Source organism: Rhodoplanes sp. Z2-YC6860 (assembly GCF_001579845.1).
Classification (GTDB): domain Bacteria; phylum Pseudomonadota; class Alphaproteobacteria; order Rhizobiales; family Xanthobacteraceae; genus Z2-YC6860.
In genome coordinates this window covers 1,446,593-1,459,486 of the sequence record NZ_CP007440.1, presented here as the reverse complement: position 1 = coordinate 1,459,486, position 12,894 = coordinate 1,446,593, and the positions used below count along the sequence as shown (strand labels likewise).

Genomic DNA, 12,894 nt, shown 5'->3' with positions numbered 1-12,894 from the left:
GATAAAAGCGGTTACCCGCAACGGCCCTTATGGGGCGCCGTCGGCGGAAGAAAAACGGGTTTATTTTTCAAGAGGGCTCCCGAACCCAAAACAAAAAAATTTGGGGCGGTTAACGTCCCGGTTAACAGACCCGGCTCCGCTTCATCGACAGGTCGAAAAAGTTTTGGGCGCCCTCTTGAAACGCCACGGGCGTTTTCTAATTCGTCAGCCGCTGCACTTCGGTGCGGCGCCGTGCGCCCGGTCGGGGCCCGGCAACCGGGCGCCGGACAGGTGTCTGGCGTTCCCTTGTGATCCATGTTGCTCAACTGGAGGATATGGCAATGAGGACTTTCGACCCCACCCCACTCTGGCGCTCGACCGTTGGCTTCGACCGCCTCTTCGACCTGATGGACCAATCGGCTCATTTCCAGGCCAACGACGCCTACCCGCCCTACAACATCGAACGCACGGGCGAAGACCACTACCGCATCTCGCTGGCGCTGGCCGGATTCAGCCCGGACGAAGTGGCCATCACGGCGGAGCTGAATGTTCTCACCGTGGAAGGTCAGAAGGCTCAGAAGGCGGACACCGAGTATCTCTATCAAGGCATCTCCGCACGCCCGTTCCGACGTGTGTTCAACCTCGCCGACTATGTGCAGGTGAAGAGCGCCTCCTTCGAGGAAGGTCTGCTCAAGATCGACCTTGTGAGGGAAGTGCCCGAGGCCATGAAGCCGCGGCGCATTGCCATCAACGGCGGCACGAGCACGACGACGATCGCGCAGAAGAAAGCAGCCTAAACAAAGCAACGCCTGACCAGTCCCTCCCGCGGCCGTTCATGGCCGCGGGCGGGAGTTGCCGTGGAGAAAGCCATGCCCATTAGAGATCTGATCCCCTGGAATCGCGGTCGCAGCGATCTGGCTGTCCGCAGAAACGACGAAGCGACGAATCCCTTTCTCGCGCTCCACCGCGAGATGAATCGCCTGTTCGACGATGCATTTCGCGGCTTCGATGTGGGATTTCCAAGCCTTGGAGACCGGCAGTTCGGCGGGGGCTTGGGTTGGCCCAACCTCGAAGTGAGCGAACACGCCAATGAGGTGAAGGTCACCGCCGAGCTTCCCGGGCTCGAGGAAAAGGATGTCGACATTCACCTCGCGGATGGCGTTCTGACGATCAGCGGAGAAAAAAAGACCGAGACGGAGGACGGGGACCGCCTCTTCACCGAGCGTTACTACGGTCGGTTCGAACGCCGCATCCCGGTCGACGACGTTGATGTCGACAAGGTGAAAGCTTTGTTCAAGAACGGCGTGCTGACCGTCATCTTGCCTCGTCTGCCGGCGGCGAAGTCGAACATCCGGCGGATCGCCATCAACGAGAGATAACCCGACCAGAAACGAGGCGGGAGCATGCTCCCGCCTCTCTCCGGCATGACCGTATTCACACAGCCGTCGACACCCACGGCTGTTTGTTCGTTTTGCGCCATGAAAGCTTCAAGAAATTGCACGCGCCTGCGGTTAGCGGCAATTACTCACTAGCAGCATTATGCATTCAAAGCGGCTTTCCTTCCGGGCCCTTCGGCTTAAGATGCACGCGTTCTCGGGGCGAATATGCGATGCGCCGTTTTCAGACAGCGGAAGAAGCGGAATATCTTCGCCACCGGGAAGAATGCCTCACGCTGGCATTCGCTGCCGTGAGTGAGCCGCAGCGCGTTATGCTGAGCCATATCGCCGACACTTGGTTGCGTCTCGCTAACGAAGTCCGCGAGGACCTCCCGTCCAGTGCCGTTCATTAAATTAGCTCGGTAGCGGCGGATCGGCGGCGTACGTAGTCCCTGGTGGCTTCGGGTCCTTCTGGAAGCCAATCGCCACGCGGGTAATTCGCACCCCGGGCTCGCGCTAGTTACGCGCAGATTTTTTAAGGTTAAATCGGTTAACTCGGTTAAGTCAGATCGGCCCGGTTAAATCGATCGGCCCCCCACCGAGGACTCTCCAGGGAGCCTTGGGAGCGTTTTACTGTCGGGCCTTAATATCTAGAGAGATGTATATGTGTGTACTCTCCTATCGTTTCTCATTACAGAAAATCGCTCCCAACACTCCCAACCCTTGAAATGCCAACGTTTTCTCCGACTTTTCAAAAAATAACGCTCCCAAAATAGGGAGCGTTTTGACGCCTGAGCTTCGGCTTTCAGTGTTCGATGGGTACGTCGTCTGTTGCCGTCGGTGGTGTTTGGTCATCGACAGGCGGTTCGTCAGCGCTTCCGAAATCTGACAGCTGGCGCGTGAGCTCGATGCCAATCCAGTAATTGCTGCCGGACTTGGTGCTTTTGGAGCCGCGATCCGTCATGGCCCTGCCGAACCCGGTCCGCGTCCAGATCGGAGCGCCGGTCGATTTCGCCCAGGCTACGAAGACATCATAGATGTCCGCCGAAGCGACCCGGCTGCCCGGCACCTCGCGCAGGCATTCGGCCTTGAAGCGTCCGAGGTGGTCCGAGTCAGAACGGTACTCCGCAGTTGCCTCGGCGATCGGCGGCGGAACCTGCAAGCCGCCCTTCATCCAATCTACGACCCCTTCAAGCATTCGATTCAGAATGCCGGACGCCTCTGCCTTCAGCTTGTCGGCGAGGTGCGGATCGCACATCTCATCGCTGACCTTAACGAGCCACGGCACGAGGATGATCCGGCGCCAAATGCCGTCATCGGTCCCGCGGATACGCGGTTTGTAGTTCCCTGAGATAAATAGCTTGAACTGGGGCCGCAGCTCGAAAAACGGTTGGTTCAGCTCTCGGACGAGAATTGGCTCGTTCGAGGTCGCGAGCTTTATAAAGGACTCTGCCAGCACCGCGTCCTTCTCAGCCTCGGACGTTCGGAGCATCCGTATGGCGCGCAGCCGCGCCAAGTGCGGCGACGCCTAGCCTGCGTACCGGCTTTGAGCGCCCGACAAGAACGTCTCAATCGGTATGGTGGCCGCATACGTCCCAAGCACGTACGCCCAGGCGTCAACAAACGTGGATTTGCCATTGCGTCCGCCACCATAAAAGAAGAACAGCTTTTGTTCGCTCGTATCTCCGGTAGCCGCATAGCCGATGGCCCGATGCAAAAATGCGCGGACGTCTGCATCCGGCTGGACGTGTGCGAGCGCCGCGTCATAGGTCGGACAGGTTGCCCCCGGATCGAAAGTGACCGGCGATAATCTAGTGATGAGATCGTCGGGATCGTGCGGCTTCAAAGTGACGCTTACATTGCCATCATCTAGACGACGAATGACGATGGTACCGTTCTGAACGTTCAGCAGAAACAGGTCCGAGTCCAGGTCGTTGATGTGCACCACCATATAGGGTGCTGCATGTGTCGGGATCGCGCCCATGTGGCGCGCCCCTGCCGATTTCTCAGCCCAAATCAGTAGCTTCTTCGCTTGTATTTCCATCGGGATGTCCTCTTTTGATTGCGCCTTCCGTCTTGATCGCATCGACGGTCTCATGCACCGCACGCAACACAGCCGCATCGGCGCCCTCGTGGGACCAGTGGCCGTCGTTCCACCAAACCCAACCGGTCTTTTCACAGTGCCGAAGTCTGTGCCTATTTCGCTCGACGAACCGCATGGCATTGCCGCGATCAGTGGCGTCAAGCTGAGCCAGTCTCTCGTCGAGTGGCGTGTGCTCTCTTACAGCGCCCACAGATTGGGCAGCCCTCGAGCTTGATTGCGTCAGTTCTGGAATTTCGCGTGGCTCGGACAACCCTCGCTCCAAACCGCGATCGAGTGTGGCGAGCGACTTCCGCAAATTCGGCCACGGTAGTATCGCCTGCTCCAGGCCTGCACGGACCTCTTGGAGGTCGAGAGCTCCAGCTGCGACGAGTTGCCCGAGTTTTATCGCTGAAACGAACAGGGTGTTGTTACGTGTCCCTGATGGTGCGTTACGCAATTCCCTTAGTTGCCCATCGAAAGCCACCGCCCCATACTGTCTGCGACCTTGGACGGAGCGACGCGATGGGAGCTCGTCACTCGCGTGGAAAATCCACAACCGTGGCCTACTCTCGGCTTCTTATTTTTTCGCGGGATTTCACCAAGCCATTGATTTCCATTGACGTTTTTCTTTGCGTGCGCCGTTGTCGCACCTATGCAGGCACGCAGCGAAACCGAACACCTAGGCGAAATCGCTGAAATTCTGGCCGCGGGCCTGAGCCGGATGTTGGCGCGGCAGTCCAGAGAAAAATCGCTCCGCACCGGAGAATTTTTCCTCGACACTTTCGAACAGCAGAGCGGACATCCGACCTCCTGGACCGGAGAACGCTAAATGGCTGACGGTGTCTTGGCCCAATTGGCCGCCCTGAAAACCGCCCCGATCGGAGCCCTGCGCCAGAAGTGGCGCGAGCTGTTCGAACGGGAGCCGCCGCTCTACAACCGGAAAGCCGGCTGGCCTATCGCATCCAGGAATTGGCCTATGGCGGGCTCAAGCCCGAAACCATCGAACGGCTGGAAGCGCTGGCCGACGAACTCGAGGGCAAGGCTGGCCGGCGGCGCCCGACAATCGAGACTCGACCGATCGCCGGCACGCGTATGATCCGCGAGTGGCAGGGCGTCGAGCACTGCGTCACAGTTCAGGACGAGGATTTCGAATACCAGGGGCGGCCTTACAAGTCGCTGTCGGCTGTGGCCCGCGCAATCACCGGCACACGATGGAACGGTCTGGTGTTCTTCGGCCTGAAGAACCAGCGGAGCGCGTGATGGCGGCGAAACCTACCCTCGCCATTCGAAAGAAGCTCCGCTGCGCGGTCTACACCCGCAAATCAACCGAAGAAGGTCTGGAGCAGGAATTCAATAGCCTCGACGCCCAGCGCGAGGCCTGCGAATCCTACATCGCGAGCCAGCGGGCCGAAGGGTGGATGTAGCTCGGCGACCGCTATGACGATGGCGGCTACTCCGGCGGTAATTTGGACCGGCCCGCGCTCAAACGGCTCCTCGCCGACATTGAAGCCGGCGCCATCGACATCGTCGTGGTCTACAAAATTGACCGGTTGAGCCGCTCGCTGATGGATTTCGCGAAGCTGCTCGAGGTGGTCGACCGCAAGAGCGTGACCTTCGTGTCAGTGACACAGTCGTTCAACACCACCACCAGCATGGGCCGGCTCACACTCAACGTGCTCCTGTCCTTCGCCCAGTTCGAACGCGAAGTGATCGGCGAGCGCATCCGTGACAAAATCGCTGCGTCACGACGGAGAGGCATGTGGATGGGCGGTTTCGTGCCACTCGGATATTTGGTCAAGGACCGCAAGCTCATCATCAACGAGACCGAGGCCGACCTAGTCCGGTCGATATTCAAACGATTCGTGAAGCTTGGTTCCGACACCAAGTTGGCCCGGCAGCTTGCGCAGGAGAACGCCCGCAACCACTACGGCAAGCTGATCGACAAGGGCGCGCTCTACAAAATGCTCAACAACCGCACCTATATCGGCGAGGCGGTGCACAAGGGCACGGCCTATCCGGGAGAGCACCAAGCCATCATCGAGCGAGCGCTCTGGGACAAGGTCCACGGGATTCTGAAAGAAAGCCCCAGGAAGCGCGCCCAGAGAAACCGGGTACAGAGTCCGGCACTGCTGAAGGGCCTGATCTTCGGACCGAACGGTGTCCCCATGACGCCGACTCACACCCGGAAAGGAGGCCGGCTGTACCGCTACTACATTGCGACGAGCGCGCTCCGCTCAGGCGTGCCCGACCGCAGCCCAATCCGGCGCATACCGGCCACCGAGATCGAGGCCGCTGTGGTGTACCAGATCAAGCTTCTGATGCAATCACCGGAGATCGTCGTAGCAACCTGGCGGGAAGCCAAGCAGACCGTCAAAGGGTTGACGGAGCGGCAAGTCAGCGAACATCTGCGCCGCTTCTCGGAAATCTGGGCCGAACTCTTTCCGGCCGAACAGGCGCGGATCGTTCAATTGCTCGTGGCACGCGTCGAGGTCAGCACGACGGGCGCAGGCATCACGCTGCGAACGAATGGACTCGGTAGCCTTATGCATGATCTTCGGGCCAACTCCGAGCCGCAGGACCGCGCAGCATGAAAGCCGATCAACGCCGGCTGACTTCAACCGTGACGGTGCATGTACCGCTGAAGTTCACGGTCCGCGGTGGCCGCAAGACCATAATTGGCCAAGTGCCGCATCAATCACCGAAGACACGTTTCGACGATTCGATCGCGAAGGCGTTGGCGCGCGCCTACAGATGGAAGCAAAAGCTGGATGATGGGACATACGCTACGGTCGGCGAATTGGCGAAAGCCGAGCGCATCAACGAGTCTTATGTGACCAGAATTCTTCGCCTCAATTTGCTCGCGCCCGATATCGTCGAGGCCGCGCTAGATGGGCGAACGCAACTAACGGCGCAAAGCCTGACGGAACGAATTTCCCCGACCTGGGCATTCCAGCGATCAAAATTTGCGAAACCCTAGGCTCCTCCTGCGATACTTTGCGAGGTGCTCTATTGCTGTTGAAATATCTTACCAACTTTTGCGAAGAGAAATAATATAAGCCCAGCTGTCGCATCGGATCGGATGCGAGGGCTTATGCCGCGAAACGAAAAAAGGCCGCCAACTGAGGCGGCCTCAATATCAATGCGCCTTCGCAGGCAGCTCATCCTCAATGGTTACATCGAGTCCGCGCGCCACCGCATCATTTGCCAATTCGATCCACGTCTCGGCGATCTTCAGCATCTTCTGCTTGTCGTCGCCGTGCATCTTGTTCGCCAGGTTACGGCATTCCTGAGCACGATCAAAATAGGTCTTCCCCTGCATGGCCAACCTCCCATCGGCCGTCGCCCTATCAAAGGATGGAGTTTACCTATGAGTTCCAAATCAGGCGATTCACATTTGCAAAAAAGCCGACAATGGGCTGAGCGGCCGAACCGGGGGCGGTCGGCGAATCAGGAGACTTCCTGATTCACCTAGGACACAGGGGCTTAAGTGCGGACAGTATCCCTCTTGGTACTGGCCGAAATAGGCCGCCCGCGACATCAAACAGGCTATTCCATGCCGGGCGCTTTGCTAGCCTTGCCGGGCAATGCATTACGTCCCTCTCACATTCGGAGCCTTGGTGATCGTGCTGGGCGTATGGTTTTTACTGCGCCGCCGCCCGCTGATCCAAAGTAGTTCACTGCTCAGTTCAAAACAGACCACTGTGGAACCGAACGGAAAAGCCCTCGCCGCTGCACATCGTTCCAGCCGTCGAGCGAGAAAGTGCCTCTTGGAATAAGCCACTGTGCTTTTCAAAACCGGCCACCAGTGATCAAAGAGTGCAGATGTCCATGTCCGAGTTGGGTTACTTTCGACCGGCCCTTGCAGTGCACAGCGCCGCCCGATGTCGGCTGTTACTCCAAGACCGGACATGTCGTCGCGTCGCAACGAAATGACGCGATGTGCCATCAGCGTCTCGTTCCGCACCTGTCTATGCGGCTCGATTTACCTTGGTCCAGAACGTGGCGTGAGTGATCGAGACTGTCGTGCCCACCGGGTCGGCCAAAGTCTCAACCTTGGCACCAAGCTGTTGCGCGAGCGCCCTCACGATACCGGTACCGAGCCCGGTTTTTGACTGGGCAAATGTGCCGTCTGGCCTGCCAACCCCATTGTCGGCGACCGAAAGCTTCCAGTTTGTCCCATCGACGTCATACGCACTTCGCCTGCCAAGCTCAGACTCGCCGAAAGTTCAGCCTCCAGTGCCTCAGCTCCATTTCGAAGATTTCACGCCCGGCCGGACCTTCGAGCACGGGCCGCGCCGTCTGCCGCACGACGAGATGATCGCGTTCGCGGCCGAGTTCGATCCGCAGCCGATGCATCTCGACGAGGACGCGGCGCGCGAAACCATGCTCGGCGGGCTCGCCGCGTCGGGCTGGCATGTCTGCTGCATCCTGATGAGGATGTGCGTCAAGATCAAATCGCGCGGTGGGCGGACATTCGTCAAAGCCGCCGACATCAAAGTCACCGGGCAATAGGCGTTTGAGCGATGCTGACGCGGCGTTTGCCAAGGTGAAATAGCGAAGGCGCGATGATGCACGGGAGCCAGCAATGGTTCCCTCGTGTCTGCTTCTTTCTTCCGCCATCATCGGCACCTGTTTCGGCCGCCGTTGTCTACGGATATGCACCACCGGATTTCCCGGCCAACAGAAAGAACCAAAATGCCGAAGGACGCGCACATCAAGGCTGCCGAGCATCACGAGACCGGTGCGAAGTCTCATCGGGCCGCGGCCCAACAGCACGGCAGCAACGACCATTCAAAGGGCAAGCAACAATCCTCGGAGGCTCTGCAGCATTCGAAAGTCGCCCATCAGCATTCCGATGAAGCGCACGGCAAGAGCCAACAGCAGAAGTGATATCGCAGTCGAGGGGTCGGCAAATCGTCGACCCCTCATTGCTTTTGTATTGTGCTTCAACCGACGAATTTTTTGCGCCGCTTGTCCCCGCAATGGGTCGCCCGCTGCGTCATTCGTCAATTGAAAAGGACATCGATCATGCCGAACCACATGCCGCCGATCCCTCCAGCGAACCGTAGCAACAAGGGCACGCCGGGCAAGACCAGGCAAGCAGACGAGAAACTTGTTCAGCACGAGCATCACGGCAACGCCGCGGAAAAGGGCGAGACCGCCAATATCAAGCAGAACACGACGAATGCCGGTTATTTCAAGGGCAGGCGAATGAAGTAACAATGACGGTTCGCAAGATCGGGCGCCGCGTTGTCACTCCTTGGACGCGCTCACGGCGCGGGGCTGATCGGCCAGAAGCACGCCCACCAACGAATTGTGAACCTCGAGATGTCCGTTGTAATTGATGAAGCCCATTTTGCGAAACTTGTTCATGAAGTGACTCACGCGTGACCGCGTCGTGCCGATCATCTCGGCCAGCGTTTCCTGGCTGATCTTTGCGAGGATTGGCTCCGTGCGGCCTGCTTTTCCAAAATTGGCCAACAGCAACAACAACCGCGCAAGACGTTTCTCGGTTGAGTTGAAAAGCTGATCGACCAGATCTTCTTCAACCCGGGCATTCCTCGCCAGAACGTGGACGACGAACATTTGCGAAAACGCGGGCTCCTGCTGGAGGAGTCGCTGGATTTCGGTTTTGGCCACTCGCATCGTCTCGCATTCCGTCATCGCTGACGCTGTCGCCAACCGCTTCGGCTGACCGATCAGGCAACCTTCCCCTACAAATTCGTCTGGTCCCAAGAGCGCTACCACGGCCTCTTTTCCATCCTTCGATACAACGGCGACCTTGACCTTGCCTTTCTTGATATAGAAAACCGCATCCGCGTCGCCGCCCTGAGCGAAGATGATGTCTTTCTTTGAATGCGTGGAAATCTCGCGGCCTGGAGCCGCCGTTGCCAAGAATACCGCAGGATCAAACAACGCGCCGCTTGCCGGCTTGTGGTTTATGCTGGGCTTGATGGGTTTTTTTCGAGGTGGACGAGACATCCCAGCTTCCTGTCAGACCAGGCGGGAGCTCGATTGTCTCTCCGCCACCAACCCCTGGCCACAGGGCCGCTGTGGGTGGTCTGTTAACATAATGTCGCGGACACAGGATTGTTAGAAGCGATCGGACTGGCCAACGTCCGGTAGCGGACACAGGATTGTTGGAAGCGATCGGACAGGTCAAAGTCGCAAGCCTTCGCCGCGAGTGTGAATTGCCGCGATCACGAAGAAGAACAACGGTCTGTTTGGATCAGCCAGCGCCTTGCCCAAGGCGCAACCTCGCAACATCACCGATACAGCTTCCGGGACTCGGTGACTGAGAGACAGTTCTGCGCTCCCGCCTGCTCTGGCCCCCTGGTCGGGCTCTTTGCCCACGTCAAAGGAGGAATCCATGAGTTTCTACAATCGGATCAGTCCGTGGCTGGTGCCCCCGCTGGTGGTGCCGGCGTTGCTCGTGCTTTTGATCGTCGCAACGAGGCTGGCCTAATAACCATCGCCGCAAGATCTGAAGCAGCTTGCATCACGGTGGCGTCACGACCGGCGGCGCGCTTGTATGACACGCCGCCTGAGCTTGCCTGAGAGCTTCGCTCTGGCGATCCGCATGACGCGCCCGCTGTTGCGGGAGCGCAGACATGGCGTCTCGTTCCGCACCTGTCTATGCGGCTCGATTTTCCTTGGTCCAGAACGTGGCGTGAGTGATCGAGACTGTCGTGCCCTCCGGGTCGGCTAAAGTCTCAACCTTGGCACCAAGCTGTTGCGCGAGCGCCTTCACGATACCGGTGCCGAGTCCGGTTTTTGACTGGGCAAATGTGCCGTCGGGCCGGCCAATCCCGTTGTCGGCGACCGAAAGTTTCCAGTTCGTCCCATCGACGTCATGCGCGATGACGATCCGGCCGTTGCTTTGCTCGGCTGGGAACGCGTGCTTGATGGCGTTCATGACAAGCTCGGTCGCAATCAAGCCGATGCTCTCAGCCTCACGGGGAGTAGCAACGCCCCCTTCGCCGACGACTTTGATCGTGATTTGCCGATTGTCGCCAATCATCGAGGTCGCGAGGATATCGCACAGCTTCGAGAGATAAGGCAGCATATCGATGGGTCCGGAGATTCCGGACGCGTGAAGCTGGGTCTGCACGGCCGCGATCGACATGACGCGCTTGTGCGCATCGTGTAGATGAGCGCGCGTCTCTTCCGATTCGACCCTCGTCGCTTTCATCAAAATGATCCCGGCGATGATCTGCAGGCTGTTTGCAATCCGGTGCTGCAGTTCCTCCAGCATCACCTCCCTTTGTCGCAACAACTCGTCCTTTTCGCGCTCCAAGATTCGCCGTTCAGTGACATCCTCAATGCCAAGAAGAATTGTACTTTCGGCGCCTGCTTTGTAGACTACCTGACGCGCATTCAAATACATCGTGCGATGTCCAACACCGGGAAACTCGTGCTCGACCTCGTAACCCTCCATCACGCCGTGTTCGGGTATGATCTGCTCCAGCAACACGCGAAGTTTTGGAATGTCCCACTGACCATCGCCCAAATCGTAGAGCAGCTTGCCTTGGGTATCTTCCGGCCGAACCTGGAAACTCGAATAAAAGGACCGGCTCGCTGCAATCACGCGAAGTCCTTTGTCGAGCACCAGAACAGGCTCGCGGACAGTATCGACGATGCTTTGAGCCAGCGCACAAGCATCCGCCACGTCGGCAAACTGATCCCTGAAATTGGTTGTCTGCATGAACACGCTCCGCCGCGCTCTCGGAAACTTGCCTCGGCGCGTCCAAGCTAGAATCTGTGCCGAACGGGAGTCTGTATAGAATTGCTCAGGGTGGGTTCACGGAAAGGTGACGCATCGCAAACCTATGCGCCCAAGTGGAAGCGCCCTACTCATGCGCGACCGCCACGTCGATGGTGCCATCGTTATGAAGCACCGGCCGCGACAATGAAGCAACGTCACCGGAGCTGCCAGCGGAAGCGGCCTATTCCTCAGGCTCGTCTTTCCTTGGCTACGGCTGTTGTTGCTGGAGCTGCTGCGGCTGTGCTGGGGCCTCCACAAACTCAACCATCCCGCATGCAGGGCAGACCAAGGCTGTGAGGGATGCGACGACACCGCAAGTGTGCTTTTTCTGCGCCCATCCTTTGGAACGCGTTGGGGGATCTGCCATCACGCGCCTTGCTGTTCGGGAGCGCTGTAGCGTCTCTCAGTCAGCGTGATAGCCGATGCTGTGTAAGCTGCGGCGGTTGATGTTCGTTCCGGCGGCCAACCCCTGACATGGCCAAAACAGACCACTTTTCTGGGTTCCAGATGATGGCACGCGCGTGCCCCACGGAAGCCAAACGGGGATGCCAGCCGTTGTCTTGCTGCAATGAAAGAGGCCGCCACCTGAGGCGGCCTACTCCTTCTTGCCTTGCGACTGCTGTTGCTGTTGCTGTTGCTGTTGAGGCTGGAACTGCAGATGAAGTTGTTGGGTTGCGTGAGGATCGCCAAACTCCACCATCCCGCACGCCGGACAGATGAATGCGGTGGCGGAAGTGACCATCAAAGGCTTCCCGCAGTAGCGGCAATTTGGTTGGGGCAACGGGCGCGCTCCCTGGGTCTGGAAAATGCGCCCGCCGAAGTAGTGCCCCAGCGGGCGCTACCCGGCGTACCGACCGGATATGCAATTCGCGACTCTCCCGCGAAATCGAGGTGGGGACTGTTCCAAATGGCTCACATTTGAAAATAAAAGCAGACCACCGCTCATCCCGAAACCGGACACTGGTGCAGTGAAAAAGGCCGCCAATCGAGGTGGCCCAAACCGAACAAGATCGCAAGCGGTAGGCCGCGCTGGTTTGCGCGCCGGACTTCCTGTTCTAAATAATGCAGTGGGCCTCTTTGAAAGTGATCAAAACGGTACAGATTCCAGATTCCACGCTGCTTAGCCTTCTTTATCACCGAAACAGCTTCGGGCCTCGGTGACTGAGAGTCGGTGGTACTCCCGCCTGTAGACTCATGGGAGGTGATGGTGGGTATTCACGAACAAAGCACTTGCTTCGATGAAAAAGAGCTCGCAGCGATGATCGTCGCATACGACCGCACTTGCAGCTCGCTTCAACCTTCGGGGCTGACCCCAACTGTCCGCGAAATGATCGGAACGTGGATCATCGCCGCGGCAAAACACGGCGAGCGCGATCCGGAAGTTCTGCACCAAAAAGCCTTAAGTCTCTGGGCATCGAAAATGCAGCCAGCCTACTTGCAGCGTGGGTCTCACACTCCCCCCGGCCTGACGCTTTGATCCCGCGTAAGCGTGATCGAGTAAGGCCCAGCCTTCCCCGGGGCTGGGCCTTGCGCATGCCGGAACGCCCAGCGCTCCCGATGTTTGGGAACGCAACCTCGCTCTAGTCGATCATCGCCGCAAGCAAAAGGTCAGACCAGGAGCGGCGGTCGGCGAGACGCCGCCACGGTAACGAGGAGACCGGCCTTTCATTTGTCAGTCGAGCCGACACCTT

At 58.6% G+C, this 12,894-nt stretch carries 17 protein-coding genes and 1 pseudogene; 10 read left to right on the top strand and 8 right to left on the bottom strand.

Features of this window, described 5'->3' with window-relative positions:
* The first annotated feature begins 320 nt into the window (after positions 1–320).
* Both RHPLAN_RS06735 and RHPLAN_RS06730 read left to right on the top strand, forming a co-directional pair.
* Positions 321–776 (top strand): Hsp20 family protein, encoded by a 456-nt coding sequence (locus tag RHPLAN_RS06735; RefSeq protein ID WP_068030709.1) that lies wholly within the window; start codon positions 321–323, stop codon positions 774–776.
* Between the two features lie 72 nt (positions 777–848).
* The gene (locus RHPLAN_RS06730; RefSeq protein ID WP_068030705.1) at positions 849–1,358 is read left to right on the top strand and encodes an Hsp20/alpha crystallin family protein; all 510 of its coding nucleotides are present in this window, start codon (positions 849–851) and stop codon (positions 1,356–1,358) included.
* 802 nt (positions 1,359–2,160) lie between these two features.
* Here RHPLAN_RS06730 and RHPLAN_RS06720 read toward each other — a convergent pair.
* The 4 genes from RHPLAN_RS06720 to RHPLAN_RS40780 form a co-directional block, all read right to left on the bottom strand.
* A complete protein-coding gene (locus RHPLAN_RS06720; RefSeq protein ID WP_157100104.1) occupies positions 2,161–2,871 on the bottom strand; it encodes a DNA primase family protein in 711 nt (236 codons plus the stop codon).
* Positions 2,872–2,883: 12 nt separating this feature from the next.
* Complete coding sequence (locus RHPLAN_RS06715) at positions 2,884–3,399, bottom strand: hypothetical protein (RefSeq protein ID WP_068015095.1); 516 nt, start codon at positions 3,397–3,399, stop codon at positions 2,884–2,886.
* Positions 3,362–3,574 carry a hypothetical protein gene (locus tag RHPLAN_RS40990; RefSeq protein WP_442971823.1) on the bottom strand — a complete coding sequence of 71 codons (213 nt, stop codon included), beginning with the start codon at positions 3,572–3,574 and terminating at the stop codon, positions 3,362–3,364. Before RHPLAN_RS40990 ends, RHPLAN_RS06715 begins: the two co-directional genes overlap by 38 nt.
* A gap of 543 nt (positions 3,575–4,117) precedes the next feature.
* On the bottom strand, positions 4,118–4,240 hold the full coding sequence (locus RHPLAN_RS40780) for a hypothetical protein (RefSeq protein WP_257730345.1): 123 nt from the start codon (positions 4,238–4,240) through the stop codon (positions 4,118–4,120).
* A 95-nt stretch (positions 4,241–4,335) separates the two neighbouring features.
* Here RHPLAN_RS40780 and RHPLAN_RS06710 point away from each other — a divergent pair, with 95 nt between their 5' ends.
* Genes RHPLAN_RS06710 through RHPLAN_RS06700 form a run of 4 tightly spaced genes read left to right on the top strand, consistent with a single transcriptional unit; the run spans position 4,336 to position 6,415 of the window.
* Positions 4,336–4,698: a DUF2924 domain-containing protein gene (locus tag RHPLAN_RS06710; RefSeq protein ID WP_237180064.1), complete on the top strand. Its 363-nt coding sequence runs from the start codon at positions 4,336–4,338 to the stop codon at positions 4,696–4,698.
* Positions 4,698–4,862, top strand: a complete 165-nt coding sequence (locus RHPLAN_RS40910; protein WP_335341058.1) for a recombinase family protein — start codon at positions 4,698–4,700, stop codon at positions 4,860–4,862. The genes RHPLAN_RS06710 and RHPLAN_RS40910 overlap by 1 nt, the downstream gene beginning before the upstream one ends.
* A gap of 42 nt (positions 4,863–4,904) precedes the next feature.
* The gene (locus RHPLAN_RS40900) at positions 4,905–6,029 is read left to right on the top strand and encodes a recombinase family protein (RefSeq protein ID WP_442971807.1); all 1,125 of its coding nucleotides are present in this window, start codon (positions 4,905–4,907) and stop codon (positions 6,027–6,029) included.
* Positions 6,026–6,415 (top strand): ParB/RepB/Spo0J family partition protein, encoded by a 390-nt coding sequence (locus RHPLAN_RS06700; protein ID WP_068015092.1) that lies wholly within the window; start codon positions 6,026–6,028, stop codon positions 6,413–6,415. Before RHPLAN_RS40900 ends, RHPLAN_RS06700 begins: the two co-directional genes overlap by 4 nt.
* A gap of 159 nt (positions 6,416–6,574) precedes the next feature.
* On the opposite strand, the gene RHPLAN_RS06695 is transcribed toward RHPLAN_RS06700, so the two are convergent.
* Positions 6,575–6,757 (bottom strand): hypothetical protein, encoded by a 183-nt coding sequence (locus RHPLAN_RS06695; protein ID WP_068015089.1) that lies wholly within the window; start codon positions 6,755–6,757, stop codon positions 6,575–6,577.
* A gap of 917 nt (positions 6,758–7,674) precedes the next feature.
* Here RHPLAN_RS06695 and RHPLAN_RS06690 point away from each other — a divergent pair.
* The 3 genes and pseudogenes from RHPLAN_RS06690 to RHPLAN_RS06680 all read left to right on the top strand — a co-directional run.
* A pseudogene (locus RHPLAN_RS06690) lies at positions 7,675–7,878 on the top strand (MaoC/PaaZ C-terminal domain-containing protein); the annotation flags it as partial.
* Positions 7,879–8,034: 156 nt separating this feature from the next.
* The gene (locus RHPLAN_RS06685; protein WP_198164747.1) at positions 8,035–8,328 is read left to right on the top strand and encodes a hypothetical protein; all 294 of its coding nucleotides are present in this window, start codon (positions 8,035–8,037) and stop codon (positions 8,326–8,328) included.
* 138 nt (positions 8,329–8,466) lie between these two features.
* Complete coding sequence (locus tag RHPLAN_RS06680; RefSeq protein ID WP_068015079.1) at positions 8,467–8,658, top strand: hypothetical protein; 192 nt, start codon at positions 8,467–8,469, stop codon at positions 8,656–8,658.
* A 33-nt stretch (positions 8,659–8,691) separates the two neighbouring features.
* On the opposite strand, the gene RHPLAN_RS06675 is transcribed toward RHPLAN_RS06680, so the two are convergent.
* From RHPLAN_RS06675 to RHPLAN_RS39055, 3 genes are all read right to left on the bottom strand, one after another.
* Positions 8,692–9,420, bottom strand: coding sequence for a Crp/Fnr family transcriptional regulator (locus RHPLAN_RS06675; RefSeq protein WP_068015077.1), 729 nt, complete (start codon positions 9,418–9,420; stop codon positions 8,692–8,694).
* Positions 9,421–10,072: 652 nt separating this feature from the next.
* A complete protein-coding gene (locus RHPLAN_RS06670; RefSeq protein WP_068015074.1) occupies positions 10,073–11,143 on the bottom strand; it encodes a sensor histidine kinase in 1,071 nt (356 codons plus the stop codon).
* Between the two features lie 655 nt (positions 11,144–11,798).
* On the bottom strand, positions 11,799–11,945 hold the full coding sequence (locus RHPLAN_RS39055; RefSeq protein WP_157100101.1) for a hypothetical protein: 147 nt from the start codon (positions 11,943–11,945) through the stop codon (positions 11,799–11,801).
* 465 nt (positions 11,946–12,410) lie between these two features.
* Here RHPLAN_RS39055 and RHPLAN_RS39050 point away from each other — a divergent pair, with 465 nt between their 5' ends.
* Positions 12,411–12,680, top strand: coding sequence for a hypothetical protein (locus RHPLAN_RS39050; protein ID WP_157100100.1), 270 nt, complete (start codon positions 12,411–12,413; stop codon positions 12,678–12,680).
* The last annotated feature ends 214 nt before the right edge of the window (positions 12,681–12,894 follow it).

Excerpts from the sequence above, each read along its gene's own strand:
- RHPLAN_RS06735 (WP_068030709.1), top strand. The coding sequence starts at position 321 with ATGAGGACTTTCGACCCCACCCCACTCTGGCGCTCGACCGTTGGCTTC.
- RHPLAN_RS06730 (WP_068030705.1), top strand. The coding sequence starts at position 849 with ATGCCCATTAGAGATCTGATCCCCTGGAATCGCGGTCGCAGCGATCTG.
- RHPLAN_RS06715 (WP_068015095.1), bottom strand. The coding sequence starts at position 3,399 with ATGGAAATACAAGCGAAGAAGCTACTGATTTGGGCTGAGAAATCGGCA.
- RHPLAN_RS40990 (WP_442971823.1), bottom strand. The coding sequence starts at position 3,574 with ATGCGGTTCGTCGAGCGAAATAGGCACAGACTTCGGCACTGTGAAAAG.
- RHPLAN_RS40780 (WP_257730345.1), bottom strand. The coding sequence starts at position 4,240 with ATGTCCGCTCTGCTGTTCGAAAGTGTCGAGGAAAAATTCTCCGGTGCG.
- RHPLAN_RS40910 (WP_335341058.1), top strand. The coding sequence starts at position 4,698 with ATGGCGGCGAAACCTACCCTCGCCATTCGAAAGAAGCTCCGCTGCGCG.
- RHPLAN_RS06700 (WP_068015092.1), top strand. The coding sequence starts at position 6,026 with ATGAAAGCCGATCAACGCCGGCTGACTTCAACCGTGACGGTGCATGTA.
- RHPLAN_RS06695 (WP_068015089.1), bottom strand. The coding sequence starts at position 6,757 with ATGCAGGGGAAGACCTATTTTGATCGTGCTCAGGAATGCCGTAACCTG.
- RHPLAN_RS06680 (WP_068015079.1), top strand. The coding sequence starts at position 8,467 with ATGCCGAACCACATGCCGCCGATCCCTCCAGCGAACCGTAGCAACAAG.
- RHPLAN_RS06675 (WP_068015077.1), bottom strand. The coding sequence starts at position 9,420 with ATGTCTCGTCCACCTCGAAAAAAACCCATCAAGCCCAGCATAAACCAC.
- RHPLAN_RS06670 (WP_068015074.1), bottom strand. The coding sequence starts at position 11,143 with ATGCAGACAACCAATTTCAGGGATCAGTTTGCCGACGTGGCGGATGCT.
- RHPLAN_RS39055 (WP_157100101.1), bottom strand. The coding sequence starts at position 11,945 with ATGGTCACTTCCGCCACCGCATTCATCTGTCCGGCGTGCGGGATGGTG.